Here is an 18,559-nt window from a genome sequence, read left to right as displayed (position 1 = left end):
CCCGCGACAGCTCCCGTCGGTTCGCCGAAGATTCTCTCCTCGAGACAGTCAGTGAACCGCTCCGGCCCAGAACTCAGGCTTCAGAAACAGCTAGCTGAGGATGCTTTGTGAGGTACTGAACATAGACGTGTCCAATGAAGAACTCGCACGCCGTGAACGCTGAAATCACCGTGAACGTTGTTCAGCCCGAGTAGTAATTCACCGAGCGATCCTCCATTCTCACGGATAATGGCCACTGATCAAACATCCGATCTCGACGTGGTCCGAAACGTGTACGAGGCCGTTGGCCAGGGTGATCTTGACCGGGTTGTCGCCGCGTTCGATGACGACATTGAATGGATCGAACCCGACGGCGGTCCATTCGGGGGCACGTACCACGGCCCCGACGCCATCGTCGAGAACGTGTTCAGTTCGCTGGGCGAGGAATGGGACGAGTTCGCCGTCGACCCTGATCGGTTCGTCGTCAACGACGATACCGTCATTGCGCTCGTAACCCACCGTGGCACCCACGCGGAGACGGGCGAGCACTTCGAGGCACCCATCGTAGATGTTTGGGAGCTCCGTAACGGGAAGATCACCCGGTTCCAGCATTACGTAGGAGACCTTCACTACGCTCAATCACGTCAAAAATAGTAGATAATTCTACACTTACAGAGAAACGCGATGGCAAGCCAGCACAGCGCGACCCGGGAAAATGATGGAAATATACCATTCGAAGTCACCTACATGTTCAACGGCTACCTTCGAGGAGAATACAACGAGGCCATCTCGCTCGTCACCGCAACCGTTGCAGAGATGCAGCAGGAGGGAATCGATATCGACTTTCTCGGGGCGACTCAGGAATTCAATGCCGCAGGTCAATTGATTGAAGTCACCGTCTGGTATATGGCCCCGAACAAAGGAACCATCGGGCGGCTCAATTGTCAAGCGTGCCTTCCGGCTAGCGGCCCACCACAGCAGTTTGACCGGAGACGAAGCAGAGTTCGAAAGACAGCCCGTCTGGCTGAATAGGAGTTAAACGAGATACTTGATGACGACCCCAGATCGTTATCGATATTCCGAACACTCTGAAGGACTTCCGAGACCTGAAAAAGGGCGTTACACACCTTCGTCTGCCCGCTATACACCGATGAACCGGTCGCCTCGATCCTTGTGGGACTCACCGCCGATGGACATCCGATCGGTCGAATTGAACTTCAACCGACACGATGCCGACGGCATGGGAAGTCTCTACACGAAGGGCGGTCAGCTCCTGCCTCCCAGTGCGGACGTCGTCTCCGATCGGGACGGCATCGCCGCGTTCTGGCAGAAAGTCTTCGATATGTCCGAATAATTCTCTGACAGCGTACAAAATGTAGAGGGTATCTCGATCAAACGCTCACGGGTATCGGAGGATACCTTGTTCACATCCAGTCCCAATGGAGGCGTTCCAATGTACCTCGGAGTCGACGCGCACACATGGTGCTCATGGGTTGCCGTCGGCGGCGGGGACATGATTTCGGCTTCGACCCCCTCGGCGGACTGCAGATTGACTTTTGTCGCCAGAAATGGATAAGTGATAAGCTAGCTAAATGCAGTCAGATACCGAGTTCCATCGCCAGTTCAAGTGTCGTCTCTCGCTTTAGTGTGCGAGTCGTGCCGTACACTGTGAGCAGAACGAATACGCAGACAGATTGTGGAAGCCACAGTTGGGACAGATAATCCCATCAGTAGGAGGTGGGGTGTCCGGGTGTGCGTTTGAGTGACTGTCGCCAGTAGACTCCGTGTGGTCACTTGAACTCGACAGGACGTACCTATCGGTCAGAGTGCTCTCCTGGGCGGTCAGAGAGGATACATCTTGGTTGCGCCCATTAAAGGGGCTCCGCCGTTCACCCATTTCGTCCTCAAAGAGATAGGTGCGTTTGGGCGGCTTCGATTTCGGAACAAGTCCGATATAGCGCCCCAGAACAACTAAGACAAGTGAAAGGGCTACGATGGAAAGTCCCGAGAGAATAATTCCTGGAATAGCCATTATCATCCACCCTCCTTGAGTTTATGAACCCCGTTTGCAATAGGGGCCAAGTTCGGAGTCACTCAAGCGCGTTGAACACTCGTGCCCCGTTTCCGATGCTTTTCTCATGCTATCACGCTTGTCTGTGTCTTCGCCATCGGCTATCCCCAGAGGAAGGTTCGCTCATAGCCGCATGGTTTTATTGAGGTTACTGCTATCACAGCGTGTTCGTTGTACACGGTGTGATGCCCAGAATCGGAGTCCGCATCATCTGTGCGCTTCAGGAATCCACGACGGCCGGAAGCGGCATCCACACCGGGCCGATGTGTATGCGGAAGCGATGCCGTCGCTGCCCGTGACTATAACCGCACGCTGATGGTCCCCCCCTGTTTCATAGTACTCGCATGATAACGAACACGTATGGGTACCGCACTCGACGACATCGCGTTTCTCGCGAATTCAGAGAATCGCGTGGCGGTCTTTGAAGCCCTCGTCGAGGCACCACAACATCGGGACGAGATGCGCGATCGAACCGATGCGTCACGGGTGACGATTACGCGTATTCTCCGGGAGCTGGAGGAGCGTGGCTGGATTGAAGGGGTGGGGCAGGAGTACACGGTGACGCCACTGGGCGACTGGGTCTACAACGAATTCGAACGCTTACTGGAAGAAGTGAAAGCCGAGCGTCGTCTTCGGGACCCACTACAGTGGATGCCGTCCGATATGCGGACGTTCGACGTTCGGTGTCTCCGTGACGCTGAGATTATCATCCTCGACGGGGCTGATGGGACTGCCTTCATCCGACGGGTCGTCGAATTCCATCGCTCTGGCGAACACGTTCGTGGTGTCGCGACCATGGCCGCTCCCGTGTTGATCGAAAACCACTGGGAGATGACGGTTCACGGGAACACACGCCTGGAGATGGTACTGACGCCCAGAGTCGTAGACATAGCGTTGGACCATCCGGCGTCCGCTCAGCACTTTCATGAGATGCTTGATGAGGAGAACGTGCACTTTTCTGTTTACGATGGCGTTCCGATGTCGGTCGGGATTGTCGACGGGAAAGTGGGCATCAATCTTACTGATGAAGAGGGGGTGGTTAAAGGGGGTTTGCTCACAGAGAACGAAACCGTCCACGAGTGGGCAGTCGACCTCTTCGAGTCCTGTCGTGAACGAGCGAACCCAGTAACTCCCACGGAGATCGAAACGTAACCGTGGAGATAACTTGGTCACGATAGAATCAGCAGGAGGGGGAACCGATCAGACTACAGCCACAATGACGAGGACGACACCGACGACACCAGCGACGACGCCGACCGTTCTCGCCAGACGGTCTCCCCACTCAACGACCCGTTCTAACGACAGCACTACTGTAATTACAGCCATCCATAGGATGTTCATCGACCCGACAACGACCATGACGGCGAACAGAGCCCAACAGCATCCGACGCAGAAAATGCTGAACCGGAAGCTCATCTCCGCCGCTCCACGAACCCCCGGCTGGTGGTACTCCATGAGGAATCCGAGCGGTGTGCGACAATATTTCAGACACCGGTTTTTGTACGGGGAGAGCTGGTAGACCGACAACAGTAACAGCGTTCCACCGAACAGGAACGTGCTGTTCTGGTTGGCGACAGCAGCAATCGGCACCACGGCGTTCACGACCAGCGGAACGATCCCCGTAATCGCCCAGACGATTGCGTACGTCCCCATGAACGCACTCACACGCGCTGCTTTCCCCGATTTTGTCGTCTCGTCGAGGGTTTTGTAGTAGAGTCGGAACAACGACACCGACGATGGGTACATCATCGCGATCATCATCACGCCCCACATGATCAGATAAAGGCCGACTCCGGGGAGTCCGTTCGAGAGTGCCATTGCCTCCGGCGCGCCGGGATCGGACATCTGAAGTCCCGGTATCATCCCCGGCATCGGGAGCCAACGTCTGATAATCGCCACCCACGCGAGCAAGGCGATTCCATAGGTGACGAGAGCAACGACAGGGATGCGTCGAAAGTCGACGAATCCTCGGACTGAATTCCAGGTACTCATCGTATCACCGCCCGGTTCTCGTGGCCCGACCCAGAAACGGGTGTGACCGCATGGTCAGGCGTTCGCCAAATCGAACTCGGAGAAGTACGAGTTGTTCCCCGAGACATCCCATGCGAATTCGTCGTCGTATGACACCGTCGCAGTCGTGGACTTCCCAGTCTTGGGTTCCAGCCCTTGCGCAAGTGGGTGTGGTGAAACGGTGCCGAGTTCCTCGTTGAAGCCGGTTTTCCCGACCACATCCATGGCAACCACGTCACCGACTGTGGAGGAGATTTCATCGTCCTCTTTGGAAAAGGTGATTGGGGCCGTCGTGACCTCGGTGGTTTCGAAATGAGCGTCGGCAACGGCGGCCCAGACTCCACCGGCCCGACCGAGGTATATGTCTTCGAGCGCGGCCCGCTGATCGTCATCAGCCTCGTCGTCAATGAGGAGCGCGACGTACCACCCTGTTTCGGGAGCGAACATGACGCCCTCTTCGGTATGGGCGAGCATCGCTACCCTGCACCCGCTCAGGTCCGTTTCACCGTATTGCCCGTCTGTGATGTCCCAGACGAGTGAGACTGTACAGACATCGTCGTCCGGGGGTTCGAGCCAAACACACTGACACGCGACCTCGCAGTTACAGGCTTCGACGTAGTCCCCCGTGATCCGCCATTCGGTTGCCATACTGGTACACCGTGTGCAATGATGGCATGGAACACGATAGCTATATCGGAATATTATTTGCCATATCTATACGAATAATATACGGCCAGTATGGGCCACCACTTCATCAACTGGGACAGATGCTACCGTGGTTCACCATCCTATCCTTCCTAGTGATTACTGCGTCTAGATTAAAGCTGAACACGTAACGTACGCTCGGAGTCACAGCGAGCGATACTGAAGAGTAATCGCACATCGTATCCATTCTCTGCAACCGTGACTCAATAGAAACATCTGGAAAATCGTACAGGAGATGGGGTGAGGATCCTGTAGCCCCTACTAAGTGTGCATAGTTAACATGGCCCGCATTTTACACTGTGGTATGCATCTTCCAGCGAGGATTCGCAATCCCGTAACCGGTGAACGAATCAAGTTCGATGAATCTACCTCCAGCACCGAGAAACTCGTCTGGAACGAATTCAGACCACCGAACATCGAACCACCGCCAGCGCACTACCACCCAACTAGTGAGGAACGGTTTAAAGTCCGCAAGGGATACCTCGTGGTAGAAACCGATGGAACCGAGCACCAGGTTGAAGCTGACGAAACATTCGTTGTCCCCCCCGAAACACCACACGTCTCGTACACCGAGTCGAAGCCGGTTCACTTCAGGCGTGAAGTAACTCCTCCAGAACGATGGCGGGAAGCGCTGACCGATCGATTTGCTGCTTCTCACGCAGTAGGTGGTTTGTCGGGCGTAACTCGCCGCTTCCAGATGATTCTATTGCTACAAGCATACCCGGATGTAATCGTTCCTGCACGGCCTCCACGACCCGTCCAGCGCGTTTTGGTGCCGGTTCTTGCATCTATCGCTCGAGCTATCGGACTGAAGTCTCACTACCCATACCCACACGAAGCAGAAACCCATCGGGAAGAGCATAAACGGATTGTTCAAAAATATCCCAAAGTCGTTTCTTCGGGAGATTTCGACCTAATCGACGGGCTCTGTACCGACGATGTCGTCTCTCATGTGCCGCTTGGCGAACCCCAGGGACCGGACGCGCTCAAAAAGTACGAATCCCCGATCCACGAAGCATTCCCTGACTTCGATGTGACAAATGAACATCTTGTCGCAGAGGGGGACCACGTTGCGATGCACCTGACGATTCGAGGAACCCACCAGGGTGAGATGATGGGGATTCCACCGACGGGAAACCAAGTCGAATTCCAGAACATGATTTTCCATCGGATGGAAAACGGCAAGATCGCCGAACGCTGGGTCCAACCTGATGTGGTCGGACTCCTCCAGCAACTTGGCGCAATTGACGATCGATTCCTTAACAACGACTGATCTCAATCTCTCAGCTTGGCATATCTTCCCAAGATTCGGAGTGCTGAGTTCGTGCCCTGCATGTAGCGTAGCGAAACTTCCAGAACGGTAAGTTTCGTGCCGCTCTTTGATATATCTACGATCTAAGTTCTGAGGCCGAGTCAGTTCGACCAACGCTGGAAGAGATGCCGTCTGTTCCGACCGGGTCCGACAAGACTCAGCTCTTAGGATAGTGCCCCGTATCTAACGAGCGACTCCTGACAGAAGCACGATACAGCCTTGGTGGCCGTGCTGAACATAGAGAATGAATGCATCACACCGGATATCTTCCAGAGCGAAAGGAATGACTTCCTTAGTCCGCTTCACTGATGAACGTGAGGACTTCGTCGACGAAGCGGTCTGGCGCCGTGAGCATCGCCTCGTGTGCGTGCCCCTCAAATGTGACAAGCCAGCTGTTCGGGAGTGCATTGTCGACGACTTCCGTGGCGTCTCTCAAGAACGGGGGACTCTCACTGCCGGACAACAGCAACGTTGGTGTCGCCATGTTTGCGAATCGGGCCGCATCGAACTCGTACTCACCGACCGCTTGCACGCTGCGAGGCCAGACGTGGGCCGCGTCCACGAGATCCTGCCAGTCCGGTGCCGAGCGTTGCGCGTCGATCTCCTCGGGCGTAGACTGTGCTATCTCTCGCAGGAACAGAACGAGCACCTGCTCGTTCTCGCCGGCGTCCAATAGCCGCTTCATCTCGTCCAGTGTCTCTTCGGAGTAGAGTTCGTGGTCGCCGACCGGAATCGGGGGTTCGTATAGGATGAGTCCGTGTAGGTTGTCGGTTCGCAGGGCCGCTTCCAGTGACAAGAGTGCCCCGGAGGAGTGTCCGAGAAGCGTCACTGGGCCGTCAATCGAATCGACGACTGCAGCCACATCCTCAAACTCACGTTCCAGGTCGTACTTGACGGCGTCGCCACTCTCGCCGACGCCCCGACAGTCCATCGCGTAGGTCGTGTACTGCTCGGTGAAGGCGGAACGGATATCCGAGAGGTCCCAAAACCGGTGGTCACAGACGCTGCCGTGGACGAGCACTAGCGGTGGCCCGCTTCCCGTCCGCTCGACGGCTATCGGTGTTCCATCTGCTGACGCGACTGTTTTCATTTCGTTCTTCGTGACGTGTGGTGTTCGTTCGTCCATGATTCGTTCACCTGCCTACAGGTGGAGAAACGAGAGGCGAGATGATGTAACTAATCTATGAAATATTGCACGGTGTGCAAACGCGTCGGCTAGCAAGTCCACCTACGGAGTCGTGAACTGATCTGGGACCGGCGTCTCCAGCGCTGCCTCGTCGACCGGCCGTGCCTCCCGGCGGTATCGCTCGAAGATGGGCCAAGCCCATTTTCGGGCTTCAGGCGCGTCGGTATCGATCCAGGCACGCAGCGCTCTTGTCTCAACGTCGTGACAGCAGATAGCGACTCGGTCGTCGAAGATGTCGATCCCACATCGCGTCCGGTCGGGAAGGTCGTCGTGGACTAGAACAGTGCAGTGGTCCCGGGCGGCCGCTTGCGCGAACAGTTCTGGGTTCCAAGAGACCGTGGCTGCCAGGACTTCCGGCGAATAGACGTACTCGATCTCCATGCCGTCCAGGGCAGCCCGACAGAACGCCTCGTTGGCGACCGACTTGTACACCGTCGCCCCGAAGCCCAACATCGCGTCGCTCTCCTCAACCAGTTGGACGACCCGTTCTAACGGTTCGTACGGGTAGCCTGGACCAGGAAAAGCGATGACGGCGTCTGCAAACATGTCCACTGAGAACCCTTCAATCTCTCTCGGGAGCCACTGCCAAACATCACGGAGCCTCGCTTCGATTTCCATCGCCTCTTGGAGGTCCGTGAAGCGGTCGGCCACGAACTCGCCGAGCGGTGTGAGTTTGAAGGTTTGCCCGCCCCGTTCGATCCACCCGCGCTCCGCGAAGTCGTTGAGTACGCGCCCGATGGTTGAAGCGTGAGCACCAGTCATCGACTGGAGGTCGGCCCTCCCACAGCTTCCCTCTGCAAGTATGCCGAGTACGCCAGCCCGGTATCTTGAACTGGCGATGAACTCGATTTCTTCGGTCGGCGAGCCCATGCTACTGGTACTCACGTCTGCGATATAACTGCTATCGTGGGCTACCATCGAATGAAGTTGAATTGAACATTATTCGTGGGGGAATTCGTACACTCCCTTCAGTAGGCTGGTATCAGCGGATCGACGTTAAAATGTTGAGTTTCTGTCGAACATAGAGTATGAAGTCTGGATAAAGGCCAGGCGTAATCCGAATACGAAACGCGGATCAGTTGTCCTGTAAGTATGGGACCTACCGGTCGAACGACGGAACTGCACCGTTCACGGGACCCCGCATGTTCGTATGACACAGGTACTTCAGATTTATCGGCAGAAAGTGGAATCATGTGATAACCTCCGATCAAATCGTTTCGAGGGGTGGGATCGTTCCTCTCTCCGGGGAAATCCCGGAGAATAGCTACATATCTCAATCCTGCGTACGGTTGTTTATGTCTCACGGAGACATCCCGACGGCAGAACGCATCGTTGAACCACAGCCACAGCGACGAGGGGAAGGCCTATGACCAATCAAAAGCTGGAGGACTACCTCATCCTGCGACTGCTGGACCAACCTGTGACTCACGCCGAACGAGAACGTGCCAGCGAGCGGTCGATCGCGGCGCTAGATACGGTGCGTGATGCAGGCACTGACATCGAATGGGTCGAGTCAGAGATCATGACCAACGAGGACGACGAGGTCACTGGCACCCTCTGTCACTTCAAGGCCGAAAGCGAAGACGCGTTGCGTGACCACGCCGACTGTGCAGGGCTTCCGGTAACGCGAATCGAGCGTCGTGGCCAACCCGTCGAGGGCCCGTATCAATCTGGAGACCCGCAATGAGGGCCACGATAACTGTCCACCGGTTTAAGGACTGATAAGAGCTCATCCACCTGATCGACCAATCTTTCACCGTTATTCGGCGCTGGCCTCTATGGCCTCTCTCAACGCCTTCGGATTGAATCGTTTCAAGTGAACTGCTTCGTTCCAGTAGGATTCGAAGATCGTCTCCGCCCATTCGCGGGCCTCATTCGATTCGGTATCGACGAAGGCCCGAGGAATCCCCGTGTCGGAATCTCGGACGCCGATGCCGATACAGTCGTCCAGAATGACAAGTCCGAAGCGGAGCCCCTCGTGTAATCGCATCTCGAGAAACTCGCTCGCGCACAATTGGACACATTTTGCCGGGTAATTCTCCATAATGTCCTCTGCTACGTCGGGACGTTCGACGACTATCGTCTGCATTCCGTCGAGTACTCTTCCGTGTATCTCGTCGATGTAGGTCGGTGCGATCGCATACGAGTCGCACATACACAACGAGTCAGATTCCCGAACGAGTGAGACAAACCGCGCCAACGGCGCAAACGGATCGCCCCGATCCGCAGACGTAACAGTCGCGTTTGCGAAGGCCTCGATGGGACACGGCGGTTCAGTGCCGGAGACAGATTTGAACACGGGAGCGAGACGAATGGTCGTATCCATCTCTTTTTCGTACGCCGCAACAACGTCGGCGACTGCTTGCCCGAACTCAGTGAGTACGAAGTCTCCGTTCGATTTCTCGAGCAGACCTCGGTCGGTCAGTGATTTCGTGTATCGATGAGCGGTCGATTTCGAGATGTCGAGCCTCGTCTCTAACTCGCGGCGATCCAGCGGCTTTTCCCGCAGCGCAGCGAGCATCGGCGCTCGCTTGACGGCCTCGATGAGTATGTCAGAACCGGCAGATCCAGAATTCCTCATACTGTACCCAATATGCTCTATGTATAATAAATCGCACTTTCAACCGGTTGAGAACCGGGAATTCGAAGGTTGGGGACCGTCTAGATAAGGATGAGCAGATCGAAGAGCTAGTGTTCTATGCTACTCTCAAACCTGCTCAAAGAGAGTTTAGACACAGCTACGCTTGAATGTTGGCAGCGGGAGCGGACGGCGACGCCCGTTAGGGCGTTCGCCGTCCGCCTCCATGCTGCCGGGTTATCGCTCAGAGAAACAGAGGCGATTCTGCACTTGATCGGCGTAGATCGCTCATTTCAGGCGATCTTCCAATGGGTTCATGGCTTGGCCGACAGCGTTCCTGACCCGCCTTCGTTCACGAGAGCTCCACTCTCGTGCAGCCAACCAGAACGCTTTGCGTTCTGGTGACGGCGCAGCCGAAGCGGGTCGCGGTCGACGAGACTGCTGTCAAAATCAATGGCGAGTGGTCTTGGTTGTACGCTGCAATAGACCTCGACACAAAGTTATTCCTCGACGTACAGCTGTTCAAACAACACGGGACCGATCCGGCGGCTGCGTTTCTTCACGGTGTCGCTGAGAAACACGATTGCGAGGACACGGTGTTTCTGGTCGATCAGTTCGGGTATCGGACTGCCCTCTCTCGGTTAGGATTGAGCGGTCGGGTCGACTACACCGACCGAAACCATATCGAAAAGTGGTTTCACACTCTCAAAGTGCGAGTCGACCGCTTCCATAATTCGTGGGTGGGCAGTCGGCTGAGCGTTCGCCAATGGCTTGCGCAATTCGTTCACTACTATAATTTCCAACGACCGCATCAAGCGCTCGATGGACGAACGCTGGCTGAGGAGGCTAACTAGACAGTGCTATGTAGAAAGATACGGACGGAGAAACGACCCTCACCCCCATAGCTCCGATACTTGTGTAACGACTCTACTCTTACAAAGTGGCCGTAATGGTGTCAGTTAGGCATCTCTTGAGTGGTATCCGTATCGTCCGTGCTTGCCCACTCAATAATCCAGAGAACGAGCCCGACTGCGATGAGAATTACTCCCGCAAGCGTTGTTGGAGGTAGCGGGAAGAAAAACAATACAACACCGAGCAGGATGAGTGCACCCGGACTGAGCCATGCTAGCCATTGTTTCAGTTCTGCCATGAGAGAGATGACATCGGGATTAATAGAAAAGGTATCCCTTCGTGTTTGGAGGTGTATTTGATATTGTTGGGTACCAACTAGACCTCCAGATAGCCTCGTAGTTTGGGTTCCATGCAACTTCTCATCCCGCTCAATAGGCGGGTACACAGCAATGCGTTCATCGAGAGTTTTGGTGATGGGGACCGTAACATTTGCCTGATGTCTCCAGAACCGACCTTCGAAGTCGTGGTGGACGAGTCGTATCGGGTGGACGGACCCCTATTCGTCGGACTCGCAAATGTCGGCATGGCGGGTGTTTCGGCTTTAGACTACCTGGTCAGACAATTCGACGCTGAACAGGTCGGTCACGTGAGAACACGGAATCTCCCCGATATCACTCCGTTCTCGGGCGGTGAACCACGGCACGCGATGCGGCTCTACGATATCGCAGACCCAAACATCACCGTCCTTCTCAGCGAACTATTTGTGCCCGCGTGGGCCGCCGACCCGTTTGCTGACGGCGTCCTCAACTGGATCGGGGACGTCGGAGTTGAAGAACTCACGGTTCTCCACGGCGTTCCAATTCCTCACGGCCCGGACGAACACAAACCGTTCTACGTCGCGGACTCTGTCTATCGGAACCGCCGAATCGGAGACCACGAGATTACGGCCTTGGGTGGCGGGTTCTTTGACGGTGTTGTCGGTGAGCTCGTGACGCGATCACTTGACGCCGAGACACCGCCGTTGGGCGTGCTCGTTACGCCGAGCCACCCACCTGGACCCGACCTTGACGCAGCGCTTCTCTTCCTCGACACGCTTCAGGAACTCTACGGATTCACTGCCGATCAAGAGAGCCTGCAGCGTCTCTCAGCCGAATTGAAACGATATTATACGGAATTAGCCGACCGGGTAAAGACAATCGACGATTCGAGGGAATCGGTCGCAAGCAGGGACTTTCCGGAGGACCGCATGTTTATGTGACGCGCCGAATTGCGACTCGTCGATGAAATCTCGGACCTAACTAGATAGGATGGGCGTGGACTGTGGAGCACAGACGAGTACGGAATCGTCACACTCGGCGTGGTCGGAGGTGAGGGGCCCCGAGTCGTCTGTAATTATCACCCGGAGATTCCCGACGAAGGGTTTCGGGGTGGCGAGAGCCTCAACGAGACAACACAGGAGAAGCTCAACGATGCCCTCTAGGAGTACAGGGAGCGCGTTGCACACATCGTTCAGAGTGAACTGGACGCGTTTCTACACCCATCGCAATAAGATCGATGCGCATCGTACGTCCCCCTGAAACCCAGCCCTGCTATGCGTGCCGCGGCCGTTCAGAGGTCGTCATCGCTCGCGGCCATCGGACATGGTACAGTTGCTGGGACCATGCACCAGCGCTGTTGGAGTCGGTGGAGTCCTCATCGGTGGTGGCCTCGCCTCGAAGCGGCGCTAAGGGCGCGGTTACACGCCACCTCAATCGGGGACGTAGTCTCCCTCATGGACATGCTGGGTGGGTGACGGTCGCCGCGGTCGGTAGTATGACAGTGCGGAACCAGGAGAAGGAAGCGTCAGCGGGGACCGTAGAGCGGCGCTACTCAACGTCGATCCTGCGGGCCTCTTCAGTTTCCAATCGCGGTAACGTAATCGTCAGCACGCCGTTGTTCATCCGAGCCTTGACGTTGTCCTTGTCGACCTCATCTGGAAGCCGAATCGAACGGTGCATAGCCTTGTGACGCCGCTCGTGTCGAATGTACCGCTCCTCCTCTTCGTCGACGGACTCCTCGTGTTCGGCTTCTATTCGGAGCGTGTGATCGGTGACGCGAATGTCCACTTCATCCCGCTCGAATCCGGGCAAGTCGACGGTGGCGACGAACTCGTCGTCGTGTTCGACGAGGTCGACGGCTATGGGTTCGAACGCCCCCATTGACAATCCGCTGAACGGACCATCAGATCTCCACTCTTGGGATGCATCGTCGAATTGGCGGCTCATTCGTTCGAAGAAACGTTCCATCTCTCGAAATGGGTTGCTACGTGTGCTCATGGATCGAGCCTCCGCACAGGCAATACTACGAACGATACAAAAACATTGACGCTACGTTCCCGCACTCCACACTATCTGGTTGGAAAGCATGTCGAGGTGACCATCCGAACCTCGACTCACCCCTATGTTCGTGCCGGGCCGCATTCGAGCGACCTTCGTCTCAATTCCGAGTACGTTGCTCACACGGACGACCTCGTTGATGTCATTGTAGGCGCCGGGTGCCTCTTCGATGTTCTTCCTCGTGACCGTCGACGTCCTCGTACATGAGATTAGTTCGGAGCACGCGGACGCCACAGCTGATGTCAAATCTTCTTTAATCCGTTCGAGTTCCACCGGCGTTCTCTGCTCGTGGTATGTCATGGCGACGCAAGACAGTGCCTCGAGAGTGGACGCGCGATGACCCAGAGGTGGACTACGACATTCGTGACGGGGGGCGGTTCTCACCCGTCTCAGCGGTCCGGACCGTCAGCACGGGCACCGGCGACTGCCGTACGACTCGTTCGGCGACGCTCCCGAGCAGGTAACGCTCTACCCCTCGTCGTCCGTGGGTGCCGAGGACAACGAGGTCGATGTCGTTGTCGTCAACGTAACAGAGGATACTCTCGGATGGGTCACCCTCTCGAACAGAACCGACGACGGTCTCGATTCCGCTATCGGTGGATTGACCGACGGCCGTTTCGACCGACATTTCGCCCTCTTCCTGTAAGTATCGAAGGACTCGCTGAGCGTGTGTATCGAGCGGAACCAGATTCGTGTCAACGACGTAGAGCACGTGGAGTTCCGCGTCATATCGCTGGGCGAAGTCAAGTGCGCGTTCGACCGCGGCTGCGGCCCCCGACGACCCATCGGTCGCAACAAGGATTCGGTGGTACATGTGCTAGTTCTCGTTGGTCCTGAAGTGGCTTATCTCGTCGGCATTCGGTTCTACACAGCTTCGGCGCGGTCGGGGTCTCCGCGATAGGGATACGACTTCGGTGCTCACAAACCCGTCTCGGATTCACGGGGTCAGATATTCATCGGACAACGATTCGCCGCTGGCGGAACAAACAATAAATATGGCACCAAACGTCCCCCTGATACGTCCACCAGAATCATGTACGACGTCATCTTGTTCCCCACCGACGGAAGCGAGGAGTCCTTCGCTGCTCTCGAGCACGCGCTCGACATCGCCGACACGTACGGCGCGACGCTACACGTCCTGTACGTCGTGGACACCAGTTACTCGTACGTCGGGTCCGACGGTATACCAATCGACTGGGATGCAGTCCTTGACGCCTTCCGAAGCGCCGGAAAACGGGCACTAGAAACTGCCGAAACGTGGGCCGACCGCGAGGGTGTACCGGTCGTTGGATCGATTCGAGAGGACAGCATAGTCCACCGAGCGATTCTCCAGTACGTCGGCGACAACGACGTGAAGATGATTGTGATGGGGACGCACGGTCGACGGGGACTCGATAGACTGCTTCTTGGAAGCGTCACAGAGCGTGTGTTGCGCACGGCCGACGTACCCGTTCTTACGGTCCGAACCGCAGGGGCGAACGCCGGGTGACGACCGAGGCAGGGCTCGAAGACGACATCTGGACCGAACGACAGTTCCGGGGACGAAACCACCCCTGAGACTGACGCGACGCATCGAAGTCGACGCCGGAGTACCGGTGCATCCACTTTATTTGACCAGCGCGTGTACGCTACATGATGGTGGTTTGTTCGCTCCAATGTCCACTCGTTACCGGTCGGGTGCGTTGCCTCGGGTGTACCGTCGTGATTTCGTCCCTGTCACGAGGCCGTCGATGACCCGACGAAGAGCAGTACTAGTCGGCGTATTCGTCGCTTTTACAGTGGTCTCGAGCGTCGTTCTGGTCAGTTTCGGGTCCTACTATTATACCTACACGAGCAACTACTCGTATCAGGTCGAGCTCTCGGGCAACGGTACGCTCTCGAATGCCACCTTCCTCGTCCCGCTCCCCTACGTGGACGGTCACTCGGTGGTCGGGGATGTTATCGCCGACGGCGACGCGATGTATCCGATTGGTCGACCCGGTGAGCCTCACGATTGGAACTACACTATCGTGAACACGACGACTGGGCCGAAGCTCCGCATTACTGCAGACGAGATCTCCTTCGAGCCGCGCTACTATCGGTGGGTCGTCGCCGAAGACGGCCGTCATGAGCAGGTACCGATACCCGTCGAGGAGTTCAACGCGAGCGACTTGGACCACGGTGTCGAGCGCACGTTCCAGATTCATGTCTGGATGCGTAGCGACCATCGCATCAACACCCGGACTCCCATCGGCGATGAGCCGCTTCTCGTGTCGACGGCGACGCGTACCGAAACGACCTGTCCGAGTTACTCCCCACGAGCGACGTGTTACACATACTCAACGGAAATGACGGCTCAGTACGACACGACAGCCGACACCGACGTTTCGATTCGTACCGAGGTCTGGGCTGGCAACTCCTGGATGTATATGTTAGTCGGAAATGCTGGCAACGAGTACGTCGATCGCGCTCAAACTGTTCTTGTCGGATCACAGATGGGTGTCGTTCCGGCAAGCGGATACCTCCAGACGGGTGTGGGCGATTATCCGTGGCGCGAACAGTGGCGAGCACAGCCCCGAGAGTCGTCTACCGTGTCCCCGGCAGACGGTTCGCGTGACGCCCAGAGCTCTCGGCAGAGGGTTACGTTCCCCGCGGACGGACCGGGCGGCTGATTACCCACCACCGACCCCCGACCGTGCGAAGTAGAGGCGGATACGGCTCACCCGACGCTCGATGCGTGGAAGGGCGATGTCGATTTCCTCGCCCGGTCGAAGTCACCCGTAGGCTACTGGATGTAGCTGGTACCTGTACGTGCGAGGGTCTTACCTGACGACGAGATACCGACCGTCGTCGCGTCGTAGGGAGTCGTGAAGTGCTCACCGAGGACGTCCGCCGACCGATTCCTCGTTCGTCGCTACTCACCCCTTCGGCCCCGATCCCGCTCTTCGAGTGCCCACTCCAACGCGGCGATCTCCCCCTTCAGCGTTCGCATCTGTGGGGTGTACGGGTCACACGAGTCTTTCATCTCTCGGAGGTACGCCAACCGACTTTCCAGGGCTGATTTCGTTCTCATGGGCTGACCGCTACCTCTCTGACACCATCTACACATCAATCCACGGCTGGAATCGCCAAGGCCGTTACCACCACTCCGCTATCCGAGAGACCCCCGGAACGTACCGGGATTCCGAAGACCGCTCTGAGACGAAACGGAGCGGGGGTAAAATCCGCCATCGGCCCCGAAGTTTTGACGAAAGAAGGCCTGTACGTCGTATCGGCGCCACTCGTTCCGGAGAAAAGTCCGAATAACCGCCCGAAACGGTCTGCAACGCTTCACGGCTGTCGTCCGCTTGTTCCCCCGGTCGCGAGTGGTACTGGAAAGACGAAAATAACTGGTTTAGTGCTGTTATCTTCAGCTGCTCGGAACCCGGTAATCCTGATTTACTGCTTTGCTCGGACGAAAGCCGCTCTCGATACGAGGGGCAACGCCACGCCGTTTGGAGCCGGGGAATCCGACGTTACCTTCGACCCGTACGGTCACACTCTCGTTTCGTTGGAAGTAAAGGCACTCGAACGTCCGAGAAACAGTACTCCTCGATGAGATATCTGCGATGCAGACCTGTCCGGCAGTCGCGTTTTCGTCGAACGTGGGAGAGCACGGACATCGATACCCAATCTCTTTGTCCGGGAAGCGACTTCTCGAAGGTGAGGGTGTGAAGCATGTTCAGGAATAGGACCGAGGCGGGTGAACGCCTCGCCGAACGGATACGGGAAGAGAGTGTCGAGGCGGACCTCGTCCTCGCCATTCCACGCGGCGGCCTCCCTATCGGTCGCGCTGTCGCCGATGAACTCGGCGTCCCGCTCGACGTCGTCGTCGCTCGGAAAATCGGGGCTCCTGGGTATCCGGAGCTCGGAATCGGCGCGGTCACGAGCGACGGGACGCTCTGGTTGAACGACGACCTCATCGCCGATCTCGGCGTCGGTGACTCCTACGTCGACCGGGTTCGCGACGAGGAGGCGGCCGTCGCACGGGAGAAGTTCGACCGCTATCGGGGCGGCCGTCCGGCGTACGACGTCTCGGGGAAGCGGGTAATCGTCGTCGACGACGGTGTCGCGACCGGTGGGACGATGTTCGCGTGTCTCAAATGGGTAACGGAGGCCGGTGCGGAGCGAGTCATCGTCGCGGTACCCGTGAGTGCGCCCGACACGTACGAGGAGTTGACTGCCGAAGCGGACGACGTCGTCTGCGTCGACGTTCCACAGTATTTCACGGCAGTAGGGGCGTTCTATCGCGACTTCGGGCAGGTATCAGACACCGAGGCGATATCGTATCTCGACGCAGTCGAAGAGTGAAGTGCAGTCCGCTTCCCGTCGTTATACGGCAGCCTCGAGCTTCTCGTACACTACCGCTTCGGCGTCGGCGATTCCAACGAGCAGCGTTCCAGCTTCGGTCAGTTTCATAGCGGGGTCCGCGTCGCCCTCGGCGACGTCAACCATGAGTTCGTGGACGGACTGCCACTGGCGGGCGACGTCGCGAACCTGTCCGACTACGTCAGTTCCGAATCCGACGCGCGGCGAGAGGTACTCAAGCGCGTCGGCAAAGAGTCCGCGCAGCGCGGTCCCCTCGCTGTGTTAGTCGATACTGTGTGCCGCAGCGCGTGCTGGCTGGGTCGGGTCCGGGAGCTCCGTCCACGTCGGGACTCGGTCCGCGAAGGTGCGTAGCGCAGGGACGCCAGCCTCTCCCGGGGCCTCTGCGGCCCGGTCGTCCTCCAGCGGCCGCAACATCCCCGTAGCGACACTTCGAATCGCGTCCGTCGCCGCCGTACGGCGGTCCTTCGTAATCTCGGCTCTCGTCACTGAGATGCTGCGGAACGGGGGGAGTTCGAGTCGCTCAGAGCCCCACGCAGCACGTAGCGTCCCGTCGTGTACCCGCTGAACGTCGGGTGCGGTTCCGTCTGCGAGATGGACGGTCGTCTCGTCTGCACCGACGGCGAGAACGGCGTGTGGTGGGAGGTGCGTGCTCGACAGGTACTTGAGTTCCGCGGGGTCGAGAAAGAGGACGACGGGACTGTTCCCCTCGAGTGCTTCGTGGAGAGTCTCCCACGCGCCGTCTCAGTCCGTCTCCTCGGTAACCCGATGTGGAACCCGCATCCGTTCGAAGAACGCGGGTTCGAACGAGCGCGCACACGGTCTGAACGCGGCCCACTTCTGTCCCGAGAGCTCCAGCAGCTCGAACCCCAGGCCAGCGCCGAAACCGAAGCAGGCGGCCTCGTCAAGCCCCCAATGGTGGTATTCGGCGAGGTTCCTGAGTGCCGCCGACCCGCAGTGAGAGCCGGTCTGGTGGTCGAATCCGTCGAGATACACCATACGGGGACCACATCATCGTCGGAAACCGTAACGGTTTGCTTCGGTCACCGTACCGGAGTTTCATCGCCGACCGCCGATGGAGGCCCACGGTTTTCGTCGTCGAAGCGAGGACCGGTTAGTGACGGACGGTGACTGCTCGATGGGGCCA

At 57.4% G+C, this 18,559-nt stretch carries 24 protein-coding genes and 1 pseudogene; 12 read left to right on the top strand and 13 right to left on the bottom strand.

Annotated elements, in window-relative coordinates; translation table 11 throughout:
* Nucleotides 1-228 precede the first annotated feature (228 nt).
* The 3 genes from N5095_RS03345 to N5095_RS03335 all read left to right on the top strand — a co-directional run bounded on the left by N5095_RS03345 (nucleotide 229) and on the right by N5095_RS03335 (nucleotide 1,333).
* Entirely contained in the window at nucleotides 229-633 is a 405-nt protein-coding gene (locus tag N5095_RS03345; protein ID WP_267621040.1) for a nuclear transport factor 2 family protein, read from the top strand.
* Between the two features lie 30 nt (nucleotides 634-663).
* Nucleotides 664-1,011 carry a hypothetical protein gene (locus N5095_RS03340; protein WP_267621038.1) on the top strand — a complete coding sequence of 116 codons (348 nt, stop codon included), beginning with the start codon at nucleotides 664-666 and terminating at the stop codon, nucleotides 1,009-1,011.
* 157 nt (nucleotides 1,012-1,168) lie between these two features.
* Nucleotides 1,169-1,333, top strand: a complete 165-nt coding sequence (locus tag N5095_RS03335; RefSeq protein ID WP_267621036.1) for a Cif family virulence factor — start codon at nucleotides 1,169-1,171, stop codon at nucleotides 1,331-1,333.
* A gap of 288 nt (nucleotides 1,334-1,621) precedes the next feature.
* Here the strand turns inward: N5095_RS03335 and N5095_RS22500 are convergent, their stop codons facing one another.
* A complete protein-coding gene (locus N5095_RS22500) occupies nucleotides 1,622-1,876 on the bottom strand; it encodes a DUF7577 domain-containing protein (protein WP_425499014.1) in 255 nt (84 codons plus the stop codon).
* Nucleotides 1,877-2,410: 534 nt separating this feature from the next.
* Between N5095_RS22500 and N5095_RS03330 the strand changes: the two genes are divergently transcribed.
* Nucleotides 2,411-3,202: a helix-turn-helix transcriptional regulator gene (locus N5095_RS03330; RefSeq protein ID WP_267621034.1), complete on the top strand. Its 792-nt coding sequence runs from the start codon at nucleotides 2,411-2,413 to the stop codon at nucleotides 3,200-3,202.
* 48 nt (nucleotides 3,203-3,250) lie between these two features.
* Here N5095_RS03330 and N5095_RS03325 read toward each other — a convergent pair whose 3' ends face one another.
* Entirely contained in the window at nucleotides 3,251-4,042 is a 792-nt protein-coding gene (locus N5095_RS03325) for a DUF2182 domain-containing protein (RefSeq protein ID WP_267621032.1), read from the bottom strand.
* A gap of 54 nt (nucleotides 4,043-4,096) precedes the next feature.
* Nucleotides 4,097-4,708 carry a DUF1326 domain-containing protein gene (locus tag N5095_RS03320; protein ID WP_267621030.1) on the bottom strand — a complete coding sequence of 204 codons (612 nt, stop codon included), beginning with the start codon at nucleotides 4,706-4,708 and terminating at the stop codon, nucleotides 4,097-4,099.
* Nucleotides 4,709-5,069: 361 nt separating this feature from the next.
* Here N5095_RS03320 and N5095_RS03315 point away from each other — a divergent pair, with 361 nt between their 5' ends.
* Nucleotides 5,070-6,038, top strand: coding sequence for an ester cyclase (locus N5095_RS03315; RefSeq protein WP_267621028.1), 969 nt, complete (start codon nucleotides 5,070-5,072; stop codon nucleotides 6,036-6,038).
* 331 nt (nucleotides 6,039-6,369) lie between these two features.
* Here the strand turns inward: N5095_RS03315 and N5095_RS03310 are convergent, their stop codons facing one another.
* Entirely contained in the window at nucleotides 6,370-7,203 is an 834-nt protein-coding gene (locus N5095_RS03310; protein ID WP_267621026.1) for an alpha/beta fold hydrolase, read from the bottom strand.
* 102 nt (nucleotides 7,204-7,305) lie between these two features.
* Nucleotides 7,306-8,133: a helix-turn-helix transcriptional regulator gene (locus N5095_RS03305; protein ID WP_267621024.1), complete on the bottom strand. Its 828-nt coding sequence runs from the start codon at nucleotides 8,131-8,133 to the stop codon at nucleotides 7,306-7,308.
* Nucleotides 8,134-8,629: 496 nt separating this feature from the next.
* Here N5095_RS03305 and N5095_RS03300 point away from each other — a divergent pair, with 496 nt between their 5' ends.
* Nucleotides 8,630-8,950, top strand: a complete 321-nt coding sequence (locus N5095_RS03300) for a nickel-binding protein (protein WP_267621022.1) — start codon at nucleotides 8,630-8,632, stop codon at nucleotides 8,948-8,950.
* A gap of 72 nt (nucleotides 8,951-9,022) precedes the next feature.
* On the opposite strand, the gene N5095_RS03295 is transcribed toward N5095_RS03300, so the two are convergent.
* A complete protein-coding gene (locus N5095_RS03295) occupies nucleotides 9,023-9,844 on the bottom strand; it encodes a helix-turn-helix transcriptional regulator (protein ID WP_267621020.1) in 822 nt (273 codons plus the stop codon).
* Nucleotides 9,845-9,961: 117 nt separating this feature from the next.
* Here N5095_RS03295 and N5095_RS03290 point away from each other — a divergent pair.
* A pseudogene (locus N5095_RS03290) lies at nucleotides 9,962-10,695 on the top strand (IS6 family transposase).
* Nucleotides 10,696-10,796: 101 nt separating this feature from the next.
* Here the strand turns inward: N5095_RS03290 and N5095_RS03285 are convergent.
* The gene (locus tag N5095_RS03285; RefSeq protein WP_267621018.1) at nucleotides 10,797-10,991 is read right to left on the bottom strand and encodes a hypothetical protein; all 195 of its coding nucleotides are present in this window, start codon (nucleotides 10,989-10,991) and stop codon (nucleotides 10,797-10,799) included.
* Nucleotides 10,992-11,102: 111 nt separating this feature from the next.
* On the opposite strand from N5095_RS03285, the gene N5095_RS03280 reads away from it, so the two are divergent.
* Nucleotides 11,103-11,951, top strand: a complete 849-nt coding sequence (locus N5095_RS03280) for a proteasome assembly chaperone family protein (RefSeq protein WP_267621016.1) — start codon at nucleotides 11,103-11,105, stop codon at nucleotides 11,949-11,951.
* Between the two features lie 60 nt (nucleotides 11,952-12,011).
* Nucleotides 12,012-12,173, top strand: coding sequence for a DUF7539 family protein (locus N5095_RS22495; RefSeq protein ID WP_425499013.1), 162 nt, complete (start codon nucleotides 12,012-12,014; stop codon nucleotides 12,171-12,173).
* A gap of 385 nt (nucleotides 12,174-12,558) precedes the next feature.
* On the opposite strand, the gene N5095_RS03275 is transcribed toward N5095_RS22495, so the two are convergent.
* The 3 genes from N5095_RS03275 to N5095_RS03265 form a co-directional block, all read right to left on the bottom strand.
* Nucleotides 12,559-12,957 (bottom strand): Hsp20/alpha crystallin family protein, encoded by a 399-nt coding sequence (locus N5095_RS03275; RefSeq protein WP_267621014.1) that lies wholly within the window; start codon nucleotides 12,955-12,957, stop codon nucleotides 12,559-12,561.
* A 102-nt stretch (nucleotides 12,958-13,059) separates the two neighbouring features.
* Nucleotides 13,060-13,368 (bottom strand): RtcB family protein, encoded by a 309-nt coding sequence (locus N5095_RS03270; protein ID WP_267621012.1) that lies wholly within the window; start codon nucleotides 13,366-13,368, stop codon nucleotides 13,060-13,062.
* A 52-nt stretch (nucleotides 13,369-13,420) separates the two neighbouring features.
* On the bottom strand, nucleotides 13,421-13,882 hold the full coding sequence (locus tag N5095_RS03265; protein ID WP_267621010.1) for a universal stress protein: 462 nt from the start codon (nucleotides 13,880-13,882) through the stop codon (nucleotides 13,421-13,423).
* 219 nt (nucleotides 13,883-14,101) lie between these two features.
* On the opposite strand from N5095_RS03265, the gene N5095_RS03260 reads away from it, so the two are divergent.
* Together N5095_RS03260 and N5095_RS03255 are read left to right on the top strand one after the other, a co-directional pair.
* On the top strand, nucleotides 14,102-14,557 hold the full coding sequence (locus N5095_RS03260) for a universal stress protein (protein WP_267621008.1): 456 nt from the start codon (nucleotides 14,102-14,104) through the stop codon (nucleotides 14,555-14,557).
* Between the two features lie 241 nt (nucleotides 14,558-14,798).
* Nucleotides 14,799-15,719 (top strand): hypothetical protein, encoded by a 921-nt coding sequence (locus N5095_RS03255; RefSeq protein WP_267621007.1) that lies wholly within the window; start codon nucleotides 14,799-14,801, stop codon nucleotides 15,717-15,719.
* 242 nt (nucleotides 15,720-15,961) lie between these two features.
* Here the strand turns inward: N5095_RS03255 and N5095_RS03250 are convergent, their stop codons facing one another.
* Nucleotides 15,962-16,120, bottom strand: coding sequence for a hypothetical protein (locus N5095_RS03250; protein WP_267621005.1), 159 nt, complete (start codon nucleotides 16,118-16,120; stop codon nucleotides 15,962-15,964).
* Nucleotides 16,121-16,764: 644 nt separating this feature from the next.
* Here N5095_RS03250 and N5095_RS03245 point away from each other — a divergent pair.
* The gene (locus tag N5095_RS03245) at nucleotides 16,765-17,397 is read left to right on the top strand and encodes a phosphoribosyltransferase (RefSeq protein WP_267621003.1); all 633 of its coding nucleotides are present in this window, start codon (nucleotides 16,765-16,767) and stop codon (nucleotides 17,395-17,397) included.
* A 21-nt stretch (nucleotides 17,398-17,418) separates the two neighbouring features.
* Here the strand turns inward: N5095_RS03245 and N5095_RS03240 are convergent, their stop codons facing one another.
* Nucleotides 17,419-17,541, bottom strand: a complete 123-nt coding sequence (locus N5095_RS03240) for a hypothetical protein (RefSeq protein ID WP_267621001.1) — start codon at nucleotides 17,539-17,541, stop codon at nucleotides 17,419-17,421.
* Between the two features lie 615 nt (nucleotides 17,542-18,156).
* A complete protein-coding gene (locus N5095_RS22435; protein ID WP_267620998.1) occupies nucleotides 18,157-18,411 on the bottom strand; it encodes a BtrH N-terminal domain-containing protein in 255 nt (84 codons plus the stop codon).
* Nucleotides 18,412-18,559 lie beyond the last annotated feature (148 nt).

It is taken from the genome of Halobium salinum (assembly GCF_026586625.1).
GTDB classification, from domain to species: Archaea; Halobacteriota; Halobacteria; order Halobacteriales; family Haloferacaceae; genus Halobium; species Halobium salinum.
The sequence above is the reverse complement of the archived record's forward strand: the minus strand, read 5'-3'. Positions and strand labels throughout refer to the sequence as shown.